Source organism: uncultured Sulfitobacter sp. (genome assembly GCF_947500075.1).
In the GTDB taxonomy this organism is placed as follows: domain Bacteria; phylum Pseudomonadota; class Alphaproteobacteria; order Rhodobacterales; family Rhodobacteraceae; genus Sulfitobacter.
In genome coordinates, this window is the sequence record NZ_CANMQS010000003.1 from 351,554 (window position 1) to 368,105 (window position 16,552).

19 protein-coding genes are annotated in these 16,552 nt (G+C 61.7%); 4 read left to right on the forward strand and 15 right to left on the reverse strand.

Annotation, left to right across the window (positions count from 1 at the left end; translation table 11 throughout):
• Positions 1 to 14: 14 nt before the first annotated feature.
• The 7 genes from Q1A91_RS11575 to Q1A91_RS11605 form a co-directional block, all read right to left on the reverse strand.
• Positions 15 to 1,637 (reverse strand): dihydroxyacetone kinase subunit DhaK, encoded by a 1,623-nt coding sequence (locus tag Q1A91_RS11575; RefSeq protein ID WP_299877056.1) that lies wholly within the window; start codon positions 1,635 to 1,637, stop codon positions 15 to 17.
• Between the two features lie 12 nt (positions 1,638 to 1,649).
• Positions 1,650 to 2,645, reverse strand: coding sequence for an ABC transporter ATP-binding protein (locus Q1A91_RS11580; protein WP_299877059.1), 996 nt, complete (start codon positions 2,643 to 2,645; stop codon positions 1,650 to 1,652).
• A complete protein-coding gene (locus Q1A91_RS11585; protein ID WP_299877062.1) occupies positions 2,638 to 3,735 on the reverse strand; it encodes an ABC transporter ATP-binding protein in 1,098 nt (365 codons plus the stop codon). The genes Q1A91_RS11580 and Q1A91_RS11585 overlap by 8 nt, the downstream gene beginning before the upstream one ends.
• A gap of 5 nt (positions 3,736 to 3,740) precedes the next feature.
• Positions 3,741 to 3,929: a hypothetical protein gene (locus tag Q1A91_RS11590; RefSeq protein ID WP_299877065.1), complete on the reverse strand. Its 189-nt coding sequence runs from the start codon at positions 3,927 to 3,929 to the stop codon at positions 3,741 to 3,743.
• Positions 3,930 to 4,023: 94 nt separating this feature from the next.
• Positions 4,024 to 4,959, reverse strand: a complete 936-nt coding sequence (locus Q1A91_RS11595; protein WP_299877067.1) for a carbohydrate ABC transporter permease — start codon at positions 4,957 to 4,959, stop codon at positions 4,024 to 4,026.
• A 112-nt stretch (positions 4,960 to 5,071) separates the two neighbouring features.
• Positions 5,072 to 6,019: a carbohydrate ABC transporter permease gene (locus Q1A91_RS11600; protein WP_299877071.1), complete on the reverse strand. Its 948-nt coding sequence runs from the start codon at positions 6,017 to 6,019 to the stop codon at positions 5,072 to 5,074.
• 96 nt (positions 6,020 to 6,115) lie between these two features.
• Positions 6,116 to 7,435 (reverse strand): extracellular solute-binding protein, encoded by a 1,320-nt coding sequence (locus Q1A91_RS11605; RefSeq protein WP_299877074.1) that lies wholly within the window; start codon positions 7,433 to 7,435, stop codon positions 6,116 to 6,118.
• Positions 7,436 to 7,732: 297 nt separating this feature from the next.
• On the opposite strand from Q1A91_RS11605, the gene Q1A91_RS11610 reads away from it, so the two are divergent.
• Complete coding sequence (locus tag Q1A91_RS11610) at positions 7,733 to 8,494, forward strand: MOSC domain-containing protein (RefSeq protein ID WP_299877077.1); 762 nt, start codon at positions 7,733 to 7,735, stop codon at positions 8,492 to 8,494.
• Positions 8,495 to 8,588: 94 nt separating this feature from the next.
• The gene (gene hemF / locus Q1A91_RS11615) at positions 8,589 to 9,470 is read left to right on the forward strand and encodes an oxygen-dependent coproporphyrinogen oxidase (RefSeq protein ID WP_299877742.1); all 882 of its coding nucleotides are present in this window, start codon (positions 8,589 to 8,591) and stop codon (positions 9,468 to 9,470) included.
• A 19-nt stretch (positions 9,471 to 9,489) separates the two neighbouring features.
• On the opposite strand, the gene Q1A91_RS11620 is transcribed toward hemF, so the two are convergent.
• Positions 9,490 to 10,635 carry an alpha-D-ribose 1-methylphosphonate 5-triphosphate diphosphatase gene (locus Q1A91_RS11620; RefSeq protein ID WP_299877080.1) on the reverse strand — a complete coding sequence of 382 codons (1,146 nt, stop codon included), beginning with the start codon at positions 10,633 to 10,635 and terminating at the stop codon, positions 9,490 to 9,492.
• Positions 10,636 to 10,681: 46 nt separating this feature from the next.
• Between Q1A91_RS11620 and Q1A91_RS11625 the strand changes: the two genes are divergently transcribed.
• Positions 10,682 to 11,356, forward strand: coding sequence for a DUF1045 domain-containing protein (locus Q1A91_RS11625; RefSeq protein ID WP_299877083.1), 675 nt, complete (start codon positions 10,682 to 10,684; stop codon positions 11,354 to 11,356).
• Here the strand turns inward: Q1A91_RS11625 and phnN are convergent.
• From phnN to Q1A91_RS11645, 4 genes are read right to left on the reverse strand one after another with little or no spacing between them, the layout of a single operon-like run.
• Complete coding sequence (phnN, locus tag Q1A91_RS11630; RefSeq protein WP_299877086.1) at positions 11,338 to 11,880, reverse strand: phosphonate metabolism protein/1,5-bisphosphokinase (PRPP-forming) PhnN; 543 nt, start codon at positions 11,878 to 11,880, stop codon at positions 11,338 to 11,340. The two genes, Q1A91_RS11625 and phnN, sit on opposite strands and share 19 nt — an antisense overlap.
• A complete protein-coding gene (gene phnL, locus Q1A91_RS11635) occupies positions 11,877 to 12,569 on the reverse strand; it encodes a phosphonate C-P lyase system protein PhnL (RefSeq protein ID WP_299877089.1) in 693 nt (230 codons plus the stop codon). Before phnL ends, phnN begins: the two co-directional genes overlap by 4 nt.
• A 9-nt stretch (positions 12,570 to 12,578) precedes the next feature.
• The gene (gene phnK / locus Q1A91_RS11640) at positions 12,579 to 13,349 is read right to left on the reverse strand and encodes a phosphonate C-P lyase system protein PhnK (RefSeq protein ID WP_299877092.1); all 771 of its coding nucleotides are present in this window, start codon (positions 13,347 to 13,349) and stop codon (positions 12,579 to 12,581) included.
• Positions 13,346 to 14,176, reverse strand: coding sequence for an alpha-D-ribose 1-methylphosphonate 5-phosphate C-P-lyase PhnJ (locus Q1A91_RS11645; protein WP_299877095.1), 831 nt, complete (start codon positions 14,174 to 14,176; stop codon positions 13,346 to 13,348). Before Q1A91_RS11645 ends, phnK begins: the two co-directional genes overlap by 4 nt.
• A gap of 62 nt (positions 14,177 to 14,238) precedes the next feature.
• Between Q1A91_RS11645 and Q1A91_RS11650 the strand changes: the two genes are divergently transcribed.
• Positions 14,239 to 14,415, forward strand: a complete 177-nt coding sequence (locus tag Q1A91_RS11650; RefSeq protein WP_299877098.1) for a hypothetical protein — start codon at positions 14,239 to 14,241, stop codon at positions 14,413 to 14,415.
• Positions 14,416 to 14,420: 5 nt separating this feature from the next.
• Here Q1A91_RS11650 and Q1A91_RS11655 read toward each other — a convergent pair whose 3' ends face one another.
• The 3 genes from Q1A91_RS11655 to phnG are packed head-to-tail and all read right to left on the reverse strand — an operon-like array spanning position 14,421 to position 16,521.
• Positions 14,421 to 15,506 (reverse strand): carbon-phosphorus lyase complex subunit PhnI, encoded by a 1,086-nt coding sequence (locus Q1A91_RS11655; RefSeq protein ID WP_299877101.1) that lies wholly within the window; start codon positions 15,504 to 15,506, stop codon positions 14,421 to 14,423.
• Complete coding sequence (phnH, locus tag Q1A91_RS11660; RefSeq protein ID WP_299877103.1) at positions 15,506 to 16,066, reverse strand: phosphonate C-P lyase system protein PhnH; 561 nt, start codon at positions 16,064 to 16,066, stop codon at positions 15,506 to 15,508. Before phnH ends, Q1A91_RS11655 begins: the two co-directional genes overlap by 1 nt.
• The gene (gene phnG / locus Q1A91_RS11665; RefSeq protein ID WP_299877106.1) at positions 16,066 to 16,521 is read right to left on the reverse strand and encodes a phosphonate C-P lyase system protein PhnG; all 456 of its coding nucleotides are present in this window, start codon (positions 16,519 to 16,521) and stop codon (positions 16,066 to 16,068) included. The genes phnH and phnG overlap by 1 nt, the downstream gene beginning before the upstream one ends.
• Positions 16,522 to 16,552 lie beyond the last annotated feature (31 nt).

Below are 16,552 nucleotides of genomic sequence, written 5' to 3' on the forward strand. Positions count from 1 at the left end.
GCGGGCTTTTGACATCAGGTTTCAGACAACCCTTCGAAAAGCCGCGCCACCGCTTCGGCGCCGGGGTCATTGTGGCCGATCAGGTTTTCCTCCGGCACGTAAGACGCGCGTCCTGCTTTGGCTTTGCCCATCCTGGCGGTCGCATCGGCACCTGCGCGGGCGGCAGCGGCGGCGGCACCCATGCCTTGCGGCAGCGCCGTGAGCGCGGGTTCAAGCGCGTCGATCATCGTGCGGTCGCCTTTGGCGGCACCGCCGACTTCGCTGATCCGTTTGAGACCGGCCAGCAACGCCTGCGGCACGGGATGCCCGCTGGCGCAGGCATCGCCCGCCGCCCCGAAGAAGATCGCGAGGATCACGCCGGAGGACCCTCCCATCGTTTGGCTCAGCTCGTCACCGACCGCCCGGAACAGCTGCGTCGGATCGGCAAGCGGCAGGCGGTCCAGCGCATCTTTCATCGCGCGCCCCGCCGTGGCCAGCGTGCTGCCGGTGTCGCCATCGCCGGATTTGGCGTCAAGCGCATTCAAATCTGCCTCCGCCGCAATAAGCAGGTCGCAGCAATGATCCAGCAGGGCATGCGTTCTGGGATGGGCAGAGGGGATCGGTTTGATCGGGCTCAGACCATCGGGCAAGGGGCGCGGGTCGGTGGCACCCAGGGCCACCATGCCGGGCCACGCAGGCAGGTCCACGGGCATTTCCAGATGCGCCTGATTGCCAGGCGTCACCGGCAGGACGGAGACGGAAAAACCGTGCATATCGAGGGAGGTCATCATCGGCGCAGGCCCGATGATGAATTTGATATTCGCCGCACTCTCCGCCGTGGCCAGTTCCTGCGCCAGCACGCTCATCTCAAGCGGCGTGGTGGAGCCGAGATTGTTGAGCAGCGCCACATGCGGGTCGTCGCCAATCATCGGCGTGAGTTTTTCCAGCACCATGTGCATCGCATGTTTGGCGTCCTTCAACGCCACCTGCTCCACCCCTGCTTCGCCGTGGATGCCCAGGCCGAGTTCGGCCATGCCCGGCGCGATCCGGTCTTCCTTGGTTGAGCCCGGCACGGTGCAGGTATCCAGCGATGTCCCGATGGAAGCCATGGCACCAATCGCGTTCTCCGCTGCGGCTGTTATCGCATCAAGATCCCCGCCGCCTTCGGCCATGGCGCCGACGATCTTGTGCACGAACAACGTCCCCGCCACGCCACGCGGTTGCGGCAGATCAGGCAGGGCGATGTCATCATCTACGATCACCATGGAGACCTTCAACCCAAACGCCCGCGCACGTTCTGCCGCAAGGCCGAAGTTCAAGCGGTCGCCGGTGTAGTTCTTCACGATCAGCAGGCACCCTGCCTCACCCGTCACCGCCAGTATCCCGGCCAGAACGGCATCGACAGAAGGGGAGGCAAAGACCTCTCCGCAGACTGCGGCGGTCAGCATACCGCGACCGACAAACCCGGCATGGGCTGGTTCATGTCCCGACCCGCCGCCGGAGATCAGCGCGACCTTGGATTTGTCCCAATCGGTGCGGCACACCACCTTGATATGCGGATAGCCATCCAGCCGGGTAAGCGCGCCACCGGAGGTCAGCAGCAGCCCGTCGATGGCATCGGTGACAAGCGTTTCCTTGGCGTTGATGAATTGCGGCATGGTCGGTCTCCTTCAGCGAATGCGGGCACCCGTGGCGTCAAAGCACAGCGGGTTGTTGGGGGCGATTTTCAGCACGGCACCGGGTTCGTAGTCCGTGGCAGGATCGGCGATGGTGATCACGTCATGGCCTTGCAGGTTCAGGTGCAGGCGGTTCTGATCGCCCAGATGTTCGACGCGCTGCACCTGCGCCTCGACGCCTTCGCCCTGGGTGATGTGCTCCGGGCGCATGCCGATCTGCGTGGTGCCTTGGGGCATCCCGCCGAAGAGGTCAGCGGGCAGGATGTTGATGCGGGGCTGACCCAGACGGCCCGCGACATAGAGCGAATTGGGGTTCTCATAGATGTCGCGGGGGGAGCCGAATTGCGCGAGACGCCCGTGATCCAGCACACCGATATGGGTGGCCATGGTCATCGCTTCGATCTGGTCGTGGGTCACGTAGAGGAGCGTGGCGCCGAGGCTGGCATGGATGCGTTTCAGCTCTACCCGTAGATCCGTGCGCAGCTTGGCGTCGAGCGAGCTGAGCGGTTCGTCCATGAGGAAGATCGCGGGGTCGCGTACAAGGGCACGGCCGATGGAGACGCGCTGCATCTCCCCCCCTGATAGGGCCGTCGCCTTGTTGTCGAGCTTGTGGCTGATCTGGAGGACGCTGGCCACGTCATTGACCTTGCGCTCGATCTCATCCGGGGAGGTTTTCAGCACCGGGGATTTGAGCGGGAAGGCAAGGTTTTCGCGCACCGTAAGATGCGGATAGAGCGAGTATTGCTGGAACACCATCGCCACGTCGCGTTGGGCCGGCATTTCATTGTCGACCTGGCGGCCACCGATCCAGACCTCCCCCTGATCAGCCTTGTCGAGGCCGGAAATCAGGCGCAGCGTGGTGGTTTTGCCCGCTCCGGTGGGGCCAAGCAGAACGACGAACGATCCGTCAGGAATGGTGAGCGACACATCCGCGATGCCGACCTGATCGCCGTAGGATTTGGACAGGTTTTTCAGGATGACCTCAGCCATGGGCGAGCACCTTTTCGTTCAGTTCGGAGATCAGCGCGGCACCTGTTGCTTCGTCGAAGAGCGTGATCTTGGGGGCCTCGAAACTGAGGCCGACTTTCTCTCCAACTGTGGCAACCTGCGCGCTGTCCACGCGGGCCTTCAATTCTCCATTTGGCGTGTCGAGGGTGATGATCTGGGTGGTGCCGAGGTATTCGGTGGTGATCACCTCGCCCCGGTAGTCGCCCGTGTCGCTGAGCTTGATGTGTTCGGGACGGACACCGTAGACAAGCTTGCCACTTGCACCTTGTCTTTGCTGTGGAATTCCAAGTGTTTGACCGTTGAGGGTAACGCTCGTGGCGCCTTCGCTCACGGCGCCTTCAAAGGGCAGGAAATTCATCGACGGCGAGCCGATGAAATCCGCCACGAACATCGTCGCGGGTTTGTCATAGACCTCCTGCGGGGTGCCGAATTGCTCAACCACGGCGTTGTTCATCACGACGATCTTGTCGCCCATCTGCATCGCTTCAAGCTGATCGTGGGTGACGTAGACGGTGGTGGCGTTCATGCGGTCATGCAGCGCGCGTAGCTCTTCGGCCATGTGCTCGCGGAATTCCGCATCGAGCGCGCCGAGGGGCTCGTCCATCATGAAGGCTTTGGGATCGCGGACGATGGCGCGGCCCAGCGCGACGCGCTGGCGGTCGCCGCCGGAGAGACCACCGACGGGTTTGTTGAGCATGTCCTGAATGCCGAGGATGTTCGCCACTTCCTCCACCTTCGCCTTGACCTGGGCACGTGGCATGCCCTGACTGACCAGAGGATAGCTGAGGTTCTTGCGCACGTTCATATGCGGGTAGAGCGCGAACATCTGAAAGACGAAGGCGATGTCACGCTGGCTGGGAGGTAGTTGGCTGATCTCCTCGCCGTCGAGATAAATCTCGCCGCTCGTCGGCAGTTCGAGGCCGGCGATCATCCGCAGGGTGGTGGTTTTGCCGCAGCCGGAGGGGCCGAGGAGCATGAAGAATTCACCGTCTTCGATGGTGAAGCTGGATTCCTTCACCGCGGTGAAATCACCGAATTCCTTGCGGATGTTCTTGATCTGGATCTGGGCCACGGCGGTCAGTCCTTGAAGTGGGAAACGACGATGAACATGACGGTGCCCACCAGCGTGACGATGAAGGAATAGGTATAAAGCCACAGCGCGAAGGGCTGCATCAACATGAAGACCCCCAGGCCGATGAGGATGGTTGCGAGCATCTCCCATGGGCCGCGTTTGAGGCGGAGGAGGCCGGAGAGGAAATTGGTCATGTCAGGGCCTCCGGTTGGGGGTCAAGGTCTGTGCACAAGCTGTACACAACCTGTACACCGCCGCGGTGCAGCATCTGGATGAGGCGCGTTGGGATCATTTCCGCACCGCTCCGAAAGTGATGCCGCGCAGCAGGTGTTTGCGCAGCAGGATGGTGAAGATCATCACAGGCAGAAGGAAGATCGTCGCGCCTGCCGCAACCGCTGGCCAGTCGAGGCCGCCGACGCCGATGATTGTGGGGATGAACGGCGGGGCGGTCTGGGCCGTGCCGGAGGTCAGGAGGACTGCGAAGGCGTATTCGTTCCACGCGAAGATCAGGCAGAAGATCGCGGTGGAGGCGATGCCTGTGGCGGCCTGCGGCAGGACAACCTTGTAGAAAGCCTGAAACCTTGTGTAACCGTCGATGAGGGCCGCCTCTTCATACTCGCGCGGGATTTCGTCGATGAAGCCTTTGAGCAGCCAGACGGCCAGCGAGATGTTTACCGCCGTATAGAGCAGGATCATGCCGAGGTGCGTATCGGACAATCCCAGTTGTCGGTACATCAGGAAGATCGGGATCGCCACGGCGATGGGCGGCATCATGCGGGTGCTGAGGATGAAGAAGAGCAGATCATCGGCCAGCGGGATTTTGAAACGGCTGAAGGCATAGGCGGCCAGCGTCCCCAGCACGATGCTGAGGAAGGTGGAGCCGAAACCGATGATCACCGAGTTGAGGAAACGTTCGCCGAATTTCGAGGGGCCCGCGATGACCATGTCGTATTCGCGCACGATCTCATCATACCAGGTCTGCGGCGGGTTGGCGGCGAGGAAGTCATCCGTCTGGCGGGTGCGGGTGGTGAAAAGGTTCACGTAGCCTTCGAGGGTCGGCTCAAACAGGACTTTCGGCGGATAGCTGATGGCATCGGAAGGGGATTTGAAGCCGGTGAGCATGATCCACACAAGCGGCACCATGGTGATCAGCGCGTAGAGGATGACCATGGTGCCTGCGAACCATTTGGAACGTTTGCTTGGCTCTGTGACGGAGAAGCTCATGATCGGGCACCAGTACTGGATTGCGCCGTCGGAGGGGGGCTGTCTGCCCCCCGGCTGACGCCTCCCCCCGAGGATATTTCTGGAGAAAAGAGGGGGGTGGATGGGGCGGGGGTCATCTTTCTTTTACCTTGTTGAGGGCTTTGACGTAGATCGAGGCGAGGCCGAACACGGTGACGAAGAGGATGATCGCATAGGCCGAGGCATAACCGGTGCGCCATTTCTCAAAGGCCTCACGCTTGAGGTTGATGGAGGTGAGTTCGGTTGTGGAGCCGGGGCCGCCACCGGTGAGCTGGACAACCAGATCGAACATCTTGAAGTTTTCGATACCCCGGAAGAGGACGGCGAGCATCAGGAAGGGCAGCACCATGGGGATGGTGATGGTGAAGAACTGCCGCAGTTTTGAGGCGCGGTCGACCTCGGCAGCTTCATAGATGTAGTCGGGGATACTTCGGAGGCCGGCAAGGCAGATCAGCATCACGAAGGGCGTCCACATCCATGTGTCCACAATCACGATGGACCACGGGGCGAGATCGACGGAGCCGAGCATTTCAAAGCTGGAGGGGTCTTTGCCGGTGAAGAAGGCGACGATGTAGTTGAAGAGACCGATTTGTGGCTGATAGAGGAATTTCCAGAAGTTGCCGACCACCGCCGGGCTGAGCATCATCGGCAGGACGATGATCGTCGTCCACAGGTCGTTGCCTTTGAATTTCTTGTTGATCAGGTAGGCCAGCGTAAAGCCGATGAGCACCTGAAAGAAGATCGTCCAGAACAGAAAGTGCGCGGTGGCCTGCATGTTCAGCCAGATGTCGCTGTCGGTCAGGATGCGTTCGTAATTGCGCAACCCGACCCATTCGGGTTCGCGGTTCAGGCGGTTGGCCTTGAAGTTGGTGAAGCTGAGGCGGATCGTCCAGATCAGCGGGAAGATGTTGATGGCCAGCAACAGGAAGATCGTGGGGCCCACGAAGATCCACGCGATGGCACGGTCGCTGAGACCTCTGACCTTGCGCGCGACCCGGACGGGGGTGGCGGCGGCTGCGCGGGTGATTGGTGTTTTGGACATGACGTCTCCGGTCGCGCGGGCGCGGTGGATGGTGGCGGGTCAGGCAGGGTTTTGGTGGGGGTAGGGTGCGCCGTGCATGCGCACCCTACGGGTCTTTTACAGCTTGCCTTCGTCTTCGAAGACTTCGGTCCAATCCTCGACCAGCTTGTCGAGTGCTTCCTGGGCTGTGCCCTGATCGGCCACGATGTAGTCATGCAGGCGTTTCTGCATGGCCAGCAGCAGTTCAGCGTAGGCAGGCTCCTGCCAGAAGTCCTGCACCGAGCCCATCGCTTCGAGGAAGTCACCGGCGAAGGGTGCGCTGTCCTTGAAGCCCGGATCGTTCAGCACGGAGTTATGCGCGGAATAGCCGCCCAGCTCCCACCATTTGGCCTGCACGTCGGGGTTGGCGAACCATTTGATGTACTCAAGGGCGGCGTCCTGCTTGTCGGAGTAGGCGACAACAGAAATGCCCTGCCCGCCCAGTGTTGAACCTGCCTGGTTCTGGGGTGGGTTCACGAAGAAGTCGATCTTGTCACCGCCTGTGTTGGGATCGGCGTAGAGGCCGGGGAAGAAGGCGAACCAGTTCATCGCCATGGCGACCTGACCGGATTTGAACGCATCAAGCGATTCACCCATGTAGGAGTTGGTGTAGCCCGGAGGGGTCGCTGTCTCATAAAACTCTTTATAGAATTCAAGGGCTTCCACAGCTTCGGGAGAGTTCACCGCACCGTCCATGTCGTAGGAACCGGGTGTGTTCTCGTATTTGAAGCCCCATGGATAGAGCGCGGATGTCACGCCCATGGTGATGCCTTCGGACCCACGCTCGGTAAAGATGGAGGCGCCGTAGACGGTCTTGCCGTCGATCTCACGTTCCTGGAAGAATTGCGCGATTTCGAGCAGTTCTTTCTGGGATTTCGGCTCTGCCAGATCGCGGCCTGTTGCCTCTTTGAAAGCGGCTTTGATGTCGTCCCGCTCAAACCAGTCTTTGCGGTAGAACCAGCCGTTTGCGTCCCCCATTGCGGGCAGCGCGTAGTAGTTTGGCGTGCCTTTGGGCCATGTGGAATAGGCATAGACCGTCGCTTCGGCGAAATCATCCATGGAGATGCCTTCGCTGTCGAAGAAGTCGTTCAGCTTGACGTAGTGACCGTTTTCCGCGCCACCACCGATCCACTGGCTGTCGCCGATCAGCAGATCACACAGCTTCCCGCCGGAGTTCAGTTCGTTCAGCATCCGGTCGGCGAAGTTGGGCCAGGGGATGAACTCAAAGCTCATGTTGTGGCCGGATTGCGCTTCAAATTCCTTGCTCAACTCGACCAATGCGTTTGCAGGGTCCCAGGCGGCCCAGCAGAGTGTCAGATCTTCGGCAGCCGCGCTTTGCGCGAAGGATGCCGCGGCAATGCTAAGGGCACTGACAGATGCCAGTTTCAAATTCTTCATGGATTTTCCTCCCAATGTGCAATCGGCTTTTTACTCGGGGTGCCGATTCGTCGTTTTCACATGTGCCACGCTATTTGAGGTACGCACCTCACGTCTAGGCATTTTTTGAGGTGCGTACCTCATATCTGGCGAATTGGGGTATAATACGCTGATTTACATTGTTATTTTTTGGTATGAAATGTCTGCGCGTGCAATTTGACGGTCTTGGCTGAAGTCATATCCGGTCTTTGCATTCCGGTGGATTTGCTGCGAACGTCACCGCATGTTTTCCACCCGCATTGTTGTCAGGATGCCCGCATGACCGCCAAGATTGAAATGCTCTGCCATTACCCGGTGAAGGGGTTGAGTGCGCAGAGGCTGGACCACGTCACGCTGTCGCCCGGTCAGGGGTTTCCCTTGGACCGCGCGTTCGGATTTGCCCGGCGGGGCAGCGGGTTTGACCCCGAAAACCCCAGGCCCTTGCCGAAGGGAAAGTTCGTTGTGCTGGCGCGGGATGCGGGGTTGGCGCTGCTGGAGACACGGTATGATGACGGCACGCAGATGCTGCATATCGGGGAGGCAGGTTTTGACACCCGGACACCCGAGGGGCGCGAGGGCGCGGCGGCGGCGATTGCCGCGCATCTGGGGTACGAGGCGGATATGCAGCCCACCTTGCACTCTGCGGGGCCACACAAATTCACGGATGTGTCGGTGGTGTCAGAGGCGATGATGAACGCGGTATCGTTGATCAATGTCGACAGCGTTGCCGATTTTGCCCAGAAGGTGAAGATGGACATCAGCCCGGCGCGGTTTCGCGGCAATATCCTGTTTTCCGGCACCGCCCCCTTTGACGAACTGAACTGGGAAGGGCGGGAGGTCCGCATCGGGGAGGCCCGGTTGCGCGTGCTGCTGCGGACCCAGCGGTGCCCGGCGACGGAGGTGAACCTTGAAACCGGGGCACGTGACATCGACCTGCCCGGTGCGTTGCGGCAGCATTATGGTCACAAGGACATGGGGATTTACGCGGAAGTGGTTCAAGGGGGGCGGATCGCGCCCGGAGATGCGCTGAACCTGCTGTGATGTCCAAGTGGCGGACAGCTGACCTGTTCGTTTTTGCTTTATCTCCGGCATCACCACGGTAGGGTCGGCGCGAACAACAATGTCCGAGATTCCGATGACCACCAACTTCGACACTGAAAAATCCCAAGCCTCAAACTGGTTCCGGCAACTGCGCGACGACATCGTGGCCGGTTTCCATGCGTTGGAAGACCGTCATGCCGCTGATGCGCCTGCGGGACGGTTTGAAGTGCGCAAGACCAGCCGCACCTCGGATGACGGATCCGATGCGGGCGGCGGAGAGATGAGCGTGATGCGCGGCGGTCGGGTGTTTGAGAAGGTGGGGGTCAATATATCCACCGTGTTTGGCACGCTGGCCCCGCGCGCGCAGGCGGCGATGGCAGCGCGCAAGGGGATACCCGGGATGGCGGATGATCCGCGGTTCTGGGCCTCGGGCATCTCCCTGGTGGCGCATATGCAGAACCCCCATGCGCCGGCGGTGCATATGAACACGCGCATGTTCTGGACCCCCCATGCCTGGTGGTTTGGCGGCGGGGCGGATCTGAATCCCTGTATCGAATATGACGAAGACACCGCGCATTTTCATGGGGAGATGAAAGGTGCGTGTGATCCGCATGGCGATACGCTTTATGATGAGCTGAAGGCCTGGGCGGATGAGTATTTCTATATCCCGCACCGCAAACGCGCGCGGGGTGTGGGCGGGATTTTCTATGATGACCGCAACACCGGCGATTGGGCGGCGGATTTCGCGCTGACCCGCGATGTGGGATCGGCCTTCCTGCCGTCTTATGTGCCTCTGGTGGACAAACGCCACCCGACCGAATGGTCAGAAGAGGACAAGGAAACGCAATTGCGCCATCGCGGGCTTTATGCGGAGTACAACCTTGTCTACGACCGGGGCACCAAATTCGGGCTGGAAACCGGGCATGATCCGGAAGCTGTCCTGATGAGCCTGCCGCCTGTCGCGAAGTGGCACTAAACCCTGCAATAGAGCCGCATCACGCCACCTGATTGCCCGCCGACCAGACACCCCGCACCAGCGGGGCGCGGCCCATGCGGCCAAAACGGACCAGATCGGCACGCTGACCTTCGCGCAGAGTGCCCCGGTCCGTCAGGCCGGCGTGCTGCGCGGGCGCGGATGTGACCGTGGCCATGCCCCGCGCCATGTCGTCCCATTGATCGGCCAGCAACAAGGCCCCCATCAGCAGTGACGCGGGCACATAGTCAGACGACAGCACATCCAGCAGATCAAACTGCGCCAGTTCGGAGGCGGCGACATTGCCGGAGTGTGACCCACCCCGCACCAGATTGGGCGCGCCCATGATCGTGGCAATGTGTTTGTCGGCGCAGGCCTCTGCCGCCTCAACAGTGGTCGGGAATTCAGCCAGCTTGATGCCGTAGGCATGGCTTTGGGCGACCTGATTTGCGGTGGTGTCATCATGGCTGGCCAGCACCGCACCGAAGCGCGCGGCGGCCTTGACGGCGGCCTTCTCATTCGCCACGCCGTATGTCGTTTGCAGCCCGCGCAGGAAATCGCAGTACTCGGCAAAACCGTCGCGCGGCATGTTGTTCTTGGTGCAGACGTAGTCTTCGAACTTTTTCAGGTCGCGGAATTGTCGCTGCCCCGGCGTGTGATCCATCAGGGAGACGATGCCGACGCGGTCATCGGGACCAAATTCGTCAATCTCTTCGACAAGGGTTTCGGAACAGACCTCCGCCCGAAGGTGGATATGGTGGCTGATTTTCAGATGGCCGGCACTGCGCATCTCAAGGATTTCATCCGCCATGCCACGTGCGTATTTGTTGTACCGTTTCAGCGCGTGGGAGTGGATGGACCCGACACGGATGGCATCGAAGACCGTGGTGATCCCGGTGCCTGCAAGCTCCCGATCATGGGCGACAATGGCGGCGCGGTGGGGCCAGTCCACATTGGGGCGCGGTTTCATGTGGCGTTCAAGGTTGTCGGTGTGCAGTTCGATCAAACCGGGAGACAGGTAGTCCCCTTCGCAATCCACCGCACCGGGGGGCACTGCGCCACCACCATCGACATGTGTGATCACGCCGTCGCGGATCACCACCGCCCCTGTGACCACGTCATCCGGCAGAACCAGTTTGGCATTGGCGAGGATCGTTTCTTTTGTCATGTCACTGTCACGCTTTTGGGCCACCAAAGAGGTGGCGGAGGGAAGAATGTACGACCGATATGCGATCTATTTCACGCCCCAGGGCGACCTGGCCGCCCTGGGGGCGGCTTGGCTGGGTTGGGATGTGGCACAGGGGCGTGCCGTCACGCATCCGGATGTGGGTGGTCTGGATGTGGCTGCGATCACGCAGACGCCGCGCAAGTACGGGCTGCATGGGACGATCAAACCGCCGTTTGTCCTGGCAGAGGGCATGACGGCGGACGCCTTGATGGCGCAGACAGATGCCTTGTGCCGGACCCTTGCGCCCGTCACGCTGGACGGGCTGGAACTGGCTGCGCTGGGACGGTTTCTGGCGCTGGTGCCCGTTGGCGATCAATCCGCGCTGGCAGCTTTGGCCGGAGAGGTTGTGCAGCAACTGGATGGGTTTCGGGCCATGCCCTCGGAGGCAGAGCTGGCGCGCCGCAGGCAGGCCAATCTGACGCCCGCACAGGACGCGCATCTGGTGCGCTGGGGTTACCCCTATGTGCTGGACCAGTTCCGGTTTCACATCACGCTGAGTTCGAAATTGCCGAAGGCGCAGGTCACACAGGTTCGGCAGGCCATCACGCCGCTTTTCGCGCCGCATCTGGGTGTGCCGTTTGAGATTGGCAGTCTGACGCTGGCCGGGCAGCGCGCCGATGGGATGTTCGAGGAAATCCATCGCTACGCCCTTGCCGGGTAGAGGTGGTTGAGAATGTCGGTGATCGTCTGGCTCAATGGGCCAGAATTATCCTGTGTTAGAGCCGATATGTCCGCTGGCAGAGGTTGATCTGCACGTTCCAGCCGCGCGGCGATATCCGCGATGGATTCGCGGCCCCGCGCGGTCAGACGCTGGGCCAGAACCTCGCGCTCGGCAGTCAGGTTGAGGGTGATCATACCCGGAAAAACCTCCTGCGCCTTGCCAAGCATCCCGCGCGACAGGTTGGCCAGCACGTCATGGCCTGCATTCAGGTCCGCCCTGACAGTCGCGGGAATGCCGTAGTGCAGGCCATGGGCGAACCAGTTGAGCGCGAAGGCGCCGCTGGCCTCCATCTGCGCGAAGGTCTCTGGCGTGACGCCGTCAAAATCCTCCCCCCCCGCATCACTGGGTCGGGTCACGACGCGCCGCGCCAGCCGCATGTCAGGGCGCGCGGCCACCAGCGCCCGCATCACGGAATCCTTGCCCACGCCCGAAGGGCCGACAACAGCGATCAGACGGCCCGTCATGCCGGGACGCTTTGCGCGCCGGGGGTGAAACAGGTGACATCGACCACCCGGTCGCAGATGCGGTCGCGGGCGGCCGTGTCATGGAAGATGCCCAGGATGGCCGCACCGCGCGCCTTCGCTTCCTCGATCAGGGTCAGCACAGTGTCGCGGTTGGTGGCATCGAGGCTGGCAGTGGGTTCATCCAGCAGCAGCGCGGGGTAAGGGTAGGCAAAGCCACGGGCGATGTTGACGCGCTGTTGCTCCCCACCAGAGAAGGTCGTGGGGCTGAGCATCCAAAGCCGTTCAGGGATGTTCAGGCGGGCCAGCAGGTCACCGGCGGTCTGGAGCGCCTCAGCTTCCGTTGTGCCGGTGCTGAGCAATGGGTCTGCCACGACGTTCAGCGTGGGCACACGGGGGACCACCCGCAGAAACTGGCTGACGTAGCCCAGCGTATGGCGGCGCAGATCGAGAATCTGGCGGGGATCAGCCTGCGCGACATCGGTGTCGCCCACAAAGATGCGACCCGAGGCAGCAAGGTAGTTGCCGTAAATCATCCGCATCAGGGTCGATTTCCCTGCGCCAGAGGCACCCGTCAGGGCGACACATTCGCCGGGTTCGACATGCAGCTGCGCATCCTGCATCACCTTGATCACCGCAGCGCCCTGATTGTGCAGCGTGAAGGTCTTGGAGACGTTTTCAATCGCGATCATGGTCATTCCTTACACCTGCAAAACAGAGGACACGAGGAGTTGCGTATAGGCGTGCTGGGGATCATCCAGCACCTGATCGGTCAGCCCGTTTTCCACCACATGGCCCGATTTCATCACCATCAGCCGGTCCGCCAGCAGGCGCACCACGGCAAGGTCATGGGTGACGATGATCGCGCTCAACCCCATCTCACGCACCAGCCCGCGGAGCAGGTCCAGCAGACGCGCCTGCACGCTGACATCCAGCCCGCCGGTGGGTTCGTCCATGAACACCAGCCGCGGGCCCGTCACCAGATTGCGGGCGATTTGCAGGCGTTGCTGCATCCCGCCGGAAAAGGCGGTGGGGCGGTCGTCGATGCGGTCGGCGTCAATCTCCACCCGGCCCAGCCAATCCGTGGCGGTGCTGCGGATATCGCCGTAGTGGCGCGCGCCCACGGCCATCAGGCGTTCGCCCACATTGCCACCCGCGCTGACATTCATCCGCAGACCATCCCGCGCGTGTTGGTGGACAAAGGCCCAATCGGTGCGGCCCAGCATCCGGCGTTCCGGTTCGGACATGGTGACAGTGTCGCGCAGCCCGTCGGTGCGGGTGTCGAATTTGACTGCGCCCCGGTCGGGGGGCAGATGCCCTGCAAGGCAGTTCAACAGTGTCGATTTGCCGGATCCGCTTTCACCAACGATCCCCATGACTTCGCCGGGATAAAGGTCAAAGGTAACATCCGTGCACCCGATCCGGGGGCCGTAAAATTTGGCGATATTCTCGACTTGCAACAAGGGGGTCATGCGGCGTCCTCCCTGCGGGCTGCGCAAAAGTCGGTGTCGGAGCACATGAACATGCGCCCGCCTTCATCATCGACAATCAGTTCGTCCAGATAGCTTGTGGTTGAGCCACACAGGTCACAGGCGTGGTCGGCCTTGCTGGCTTCAAACGGGTGATCCTCAAAATCAAGGCTGACCACCTGCGTGTAGGGCGGCACCGCGTAGATGCGTTGTTCACGGCCTGCGCCAAACAGCTGGATCCCAGCCATGTTGAGCTTGGGGTTGTCGAACTTGGGGATCGGGGAGGGGTCCATGACATAGCGCCCTTCGACCTTCACCGGATAGGCATAGGCGGTGGCGATGGCGCCATGCTGGCTGATGTCTTCGTAGAGTTTGACGTGCATCAACCCGTATTCCTCAAGCGCGTGCATCTTGCGGGTCTCCACCTCCGACGGCTCCAGAAAGCGCAGGGGTTCGGGAATTGGGACCTGGTAGACGAGGATCTGATCCTCGGTCAGGTCCGTTTCGGGAATGCGGTGGCGGGTCTGGATGACGGAGGCCTTGGCGGTCTTCTCGGTTACGGCCACGCCAGCGGTTTTCTCAAAAAACCGCCTGATAGAGACTGCATTGGTGGTGTCATCCGCCCCCTGATCAATCACCTTGAAGGTGTCATCCGGGGTCAGAACAGCAGCAGATACCTGCACGCCTCCCGTGCCCCAGCCATAGGGCATCGGCATTTCCCGGCTGGCAAAAGGCACCTGATAGCCCGGCACTGCCAACCCTTTGAGGATCGCGCGGCGGATCATGCGTTTGGTTTGCTCATCAAGGTAGGCAAAGTTGTAATCGGTCATGGTGCGGCCCTATTTGTGCGCGACGGTGGGGCCGACCGCATCTGATGGAAAGGCTGAAGGGAATGGAATGGATTGCCTACGCGATGATCGCGTTTCTGGTTGTCTCGCTCGTGGTAAGGGAAGTTGCCTGGCACAGGTTGCCGCAGAAACACTGGCTGAACCGCGCGCACAGCAAGGGGGACGGCGGTGGCGTCATGGGCGGCAGCGACAGTTGTGGCGGGGATGGCGGCGGCGATTGAGCGGGTCATTCGGCGGCCTCCTGCGCCTGGCCCATCGCCTCGCGGCGCAGCTTGCGGATCAGTTCCAGTTCAGATTGGAAATCCACATAGTGGGGCAATTTGATGTGCTCCAGGAACCCGGTCGCCTGAATGTTGTCCGCGTGGTAGAGGACAAATTCCTCATCCTGCGCCGGCGCGCCGAGGTCGTCTTCGCCAAGCTCTTTCCAGCGCAAGGCCCGGTCCACCAGCGCCATGGAGATCGCCTTGCGCTCTGACAGCCCAAAGACAAGACCATAGCCACGGGTGAACTGAGGCGGTTCGGTTTTTGAGCCCTGAAACTGGTTCACGGTCTCGCATTCGGTCAATTCGACCTCTCCGATCTCAATCGAAAATCCCAGTTCGGGGATCTCCATCTCAACCGGCACGGTGCCGATGCGCAGCTCCGCCACGAAGGCGTGATTGCGGGCGTAGCCGCGCTGGGTAGAATAGGCCATGCCAAGGATAAAACCCTCATCGCCCCGCGTTAGGGACTGTAGCCGCAGCGCCCGGTCCGCTGGCAGCTCCAGTGGCGTGCGGGTCAGGTCGGGGGGGATGTCCTCCCCTGTGGGTTCAGGCTGGATCAGGTCCTCACGGTTGAGGAAATCCATGATGTGAGGCGTCGCGGCATCGGGTGCGGGTGCTTCGGGAGCCGGGTCGACCTCCCCTTCGGCGGCCAGTTTGAAATCCAGCAGGCGGTGGGTGTAGTCGAACGTCGGGCCCAGCACCTGCCCGCCCGGTGCATCCTTGAACGTGGCAGACACGCGGCGGTCGCAGGCCATCTGCTCCGTCTCGACCGGCTCTGACCCACCGAAACGGGGCAGCGTGGTGCGGTAGGCGCGCAGCAGAAAGATCGCCTCGATCATGTCCCCGCGCGCCTGTTTGATCGCCAGCGCGGCAAGGTCGGGGTCATAGAGCGACCCTTCGGCCATCACGCGGTTCACGGCGAGGCTGAGCTGCTCGCGGATCTGCGCGATGGAGAGTTCAGCGATGGACGTATCCCCGCGCCGTTCCTCCGCCAGCCATGCGTGGGCATTGTCGATGGCGCGTTCGCCACCCTTTACGGCCACATACATCAGCTGACCCTCGTGCTGCGGGGCAGGGCCGCGATGCGGCTGCCACTGGTGAAGATGAAGTCGAGACCCAATGGGAAATGACGGCGGTTGGCCTGGAAGGCTTCCGTTTCCGGCAGGGACAGGCGCGCTGCGTCCTTGATCCCCGGCCCTTGCAGCGTAGCGCCCTGCTGGCTGAACGCGTCACGCTCAATGATCAATGTGGTGGAGCGGTCGGGGTATTCCGAAGTGCCCAGCGGGAACGCGGGCAGCGGCAAGTCATCCCATGTGCCAACAGCGAAAGCGGCTTTGTCAGGGGCGACCAGCGGCGCACCGGTGTGGAAAGTGATCCAGTCACGGATAGAAGCGGTGTCATGGCCGCCTGCCAGATGCACTGGCGTCTCCGGATCGCAGAGGGTCAGCAGCACGGCGCCGGCGGCAACCGACAGGGGCGCGGGTGGGGCGGTGCCGGTGATGTCCTCGATCGTGCCGGGGCGGGCCATCACGCGCATGATCGCACGGAAGGCCTGTGCAGCATCGACGGGGGCGTTGGCATATCCGCCTTCAAGGGCTTGCGTGTCCATCAATCCTCTCCTCTGACCATGGTGAAGAAATCCACCTTGGTGGCCGCAGCCTTGGCGGCGCGGGTGGCTTTGCCTGCCTTCATTTCAGTCTCCAACGGGTCGATGATGCGGGTCTGGATCGTCTCTGCCTGATCCGTCTGCATCAGTGCGTCGATCAAGGCGGCCTGTGTGGCTTTGTCCTTGTCGCGCCCCTGCACGTAAGCGTGGCCATCCGCGCCCGTGGACAGGCGGACAGAGCAGCGGGTCACGGTCATCTCTCCGAGATTGAAGGCCGCCCCCTTTGCGCCCGCGCGGCCCCGGACCATGACGGCACCCACTTCGGGTGCGCGCAGGAACTGATGTTCAGGCGACGGACCGTTCTGCGCCCACAGATCGGCAAGACGTTTGGCCGGTGCCTTGGCCAGCAGGCTCATCCAGGCTTTGCGGGCGGCGGGATCAATTTGTGTTTGCGACATTAGACACCTTGCAGACTTGTCTAGCATTCTA

What these genes read in the sequence shown, in the direction of transcription:
- Q1A91_RS11575 (WP_299877056.1), bottom strand. Translation starts at nt 1,637, where the DNA reads ATGCCGCAATTCATCAACGCCAAGGAAACGCTTGTCACCGATGCCATC.
- Q1A91_RS11580 (WP_299877059.1), bottom strand. Translation starts at nt 2,645, where the DNA reads ATGGCTGAGGTCATCCTGAAAAACCTGTCCAAATCCTACGGCGATCAG.
- Q1A91_RS11590 (WP_299877065.1), bottom strand. Translation starts at nt 3,929, where the DNA reads ATGACCAATTTCCTCTCCGGCCTCCTCCGCCTCAAACGCGGCCCATGG.
- Q1A91_RS11595 (WP_299877067.1), bottom strand. Translation starts at nt 4,959, where the DNA reads ATGAGCTTCTCCGTCACAGAGCCAAGCAAACGTTCCAAATGGTTCGCA.
- Q1A91_RS11600 (WP_299877071.1), bottom strand. Translation starts at nt 6,019, where the DNA reads ATGTCCAAAACACCAATCACCCGCGCAGCCGCCGCCACCCCCGTCCGG.
- Q1A91_RS11605 (WP_299877074.1), bottom strand. Translation starts at nt 7,435, where the DNA reads ATGAAGAATTTGAAACTGGCATCTGTCAGTGCCCTTAGCATTGCCGCG.
- Q1A91_RS11610 (WP_299877077.1), top strand. Translation starts at nt 7,733, where the DNA reads ATGACCGCCAAGATTGAAATGCTCTGCCATTACCCGGTGAAGGGGTTG.
- hemF (WP_299877742.1), top strand. Translation starts at nt 8,589, where the DNA reads ATGACCACCAACTTCGACACTGAAAAATCCCAAGCCTCAAACTGGTTC.
- Q1A91_RS11620 (WP_299877080.1), bottom strand. Translation starts at nt 10,635, where the DNA reads ATGACAAAAGAAACGATCCTCGCCAATGCCAAACTGGTTCTGCCGGAT.
- Q1A91_RS11625 (WP_299877083.1), top strand. Translation starts at nt 10,682, where the DNA reads ATGTACGACCGATATGCGATCTATTTCACGCCCCAGGGCGACCTGGCC.
- phnN (WP_299877086.1), bottom strand. Translation starts at nt 11,880, where the DNA reads ATGACGGGCCGTCTGATCGCTGTTGTCGGCCCTTCGGGCGTGGGCAAG.
- phnL (WP_299877089.1), bottom strand. Translation starts at nt 12,569, where the DNA reads ATGATCGCGATTGAAAACGTCTCCAAGACCTTCACGCTGCACAATCAG.
- phnK (WP_299877092.1), bottom strand. Translation starts at nt 13,349, where the DNA reads ATGACCCCCTTGTTGCAAGTCGAGAATATCGCCAAATTTTACGGCCCC.
- Q1A91_RS11645 (WP_299877095.1), bottom strand. Translation starts at nt 14,176, where the DNA reads ATGACCGATTACAACTTTGCCTACCTTGATGAGCAAACCAAACGCATG.
- Q1A91_RS11650 (WP_299877098.1), top strand. Translation starts at nt 14,239, where the DNA reads ATGGAATGGATTGCCTACGCGATGATCGCGTTTCTGGTTGTCTCGCTC.
- Q1A91_RS11655 (WP_299877101.1), bottom strand. Translation starts at nt 15,506, where the DNA reads ATGTATGTGGCCGTAAAGGGTGGCGAACGCGCCATCGACAATGCCCAC.
- phnH (WP_299877103.1), bottom strand. Translation starts at nt 16,066, where the DNA reads ATGGACACGCAAGCCCTTGAAGGCGGATATGCCAACGCCCCCGTCGAT.
- phnG (WP_299877106.1), bottom strand. Translation starts at nt 16,521, where the DNA reads ATGTCGCAAACACAAATTGATCCCGCCGCCCGCAAAGCCTGGATGAGC.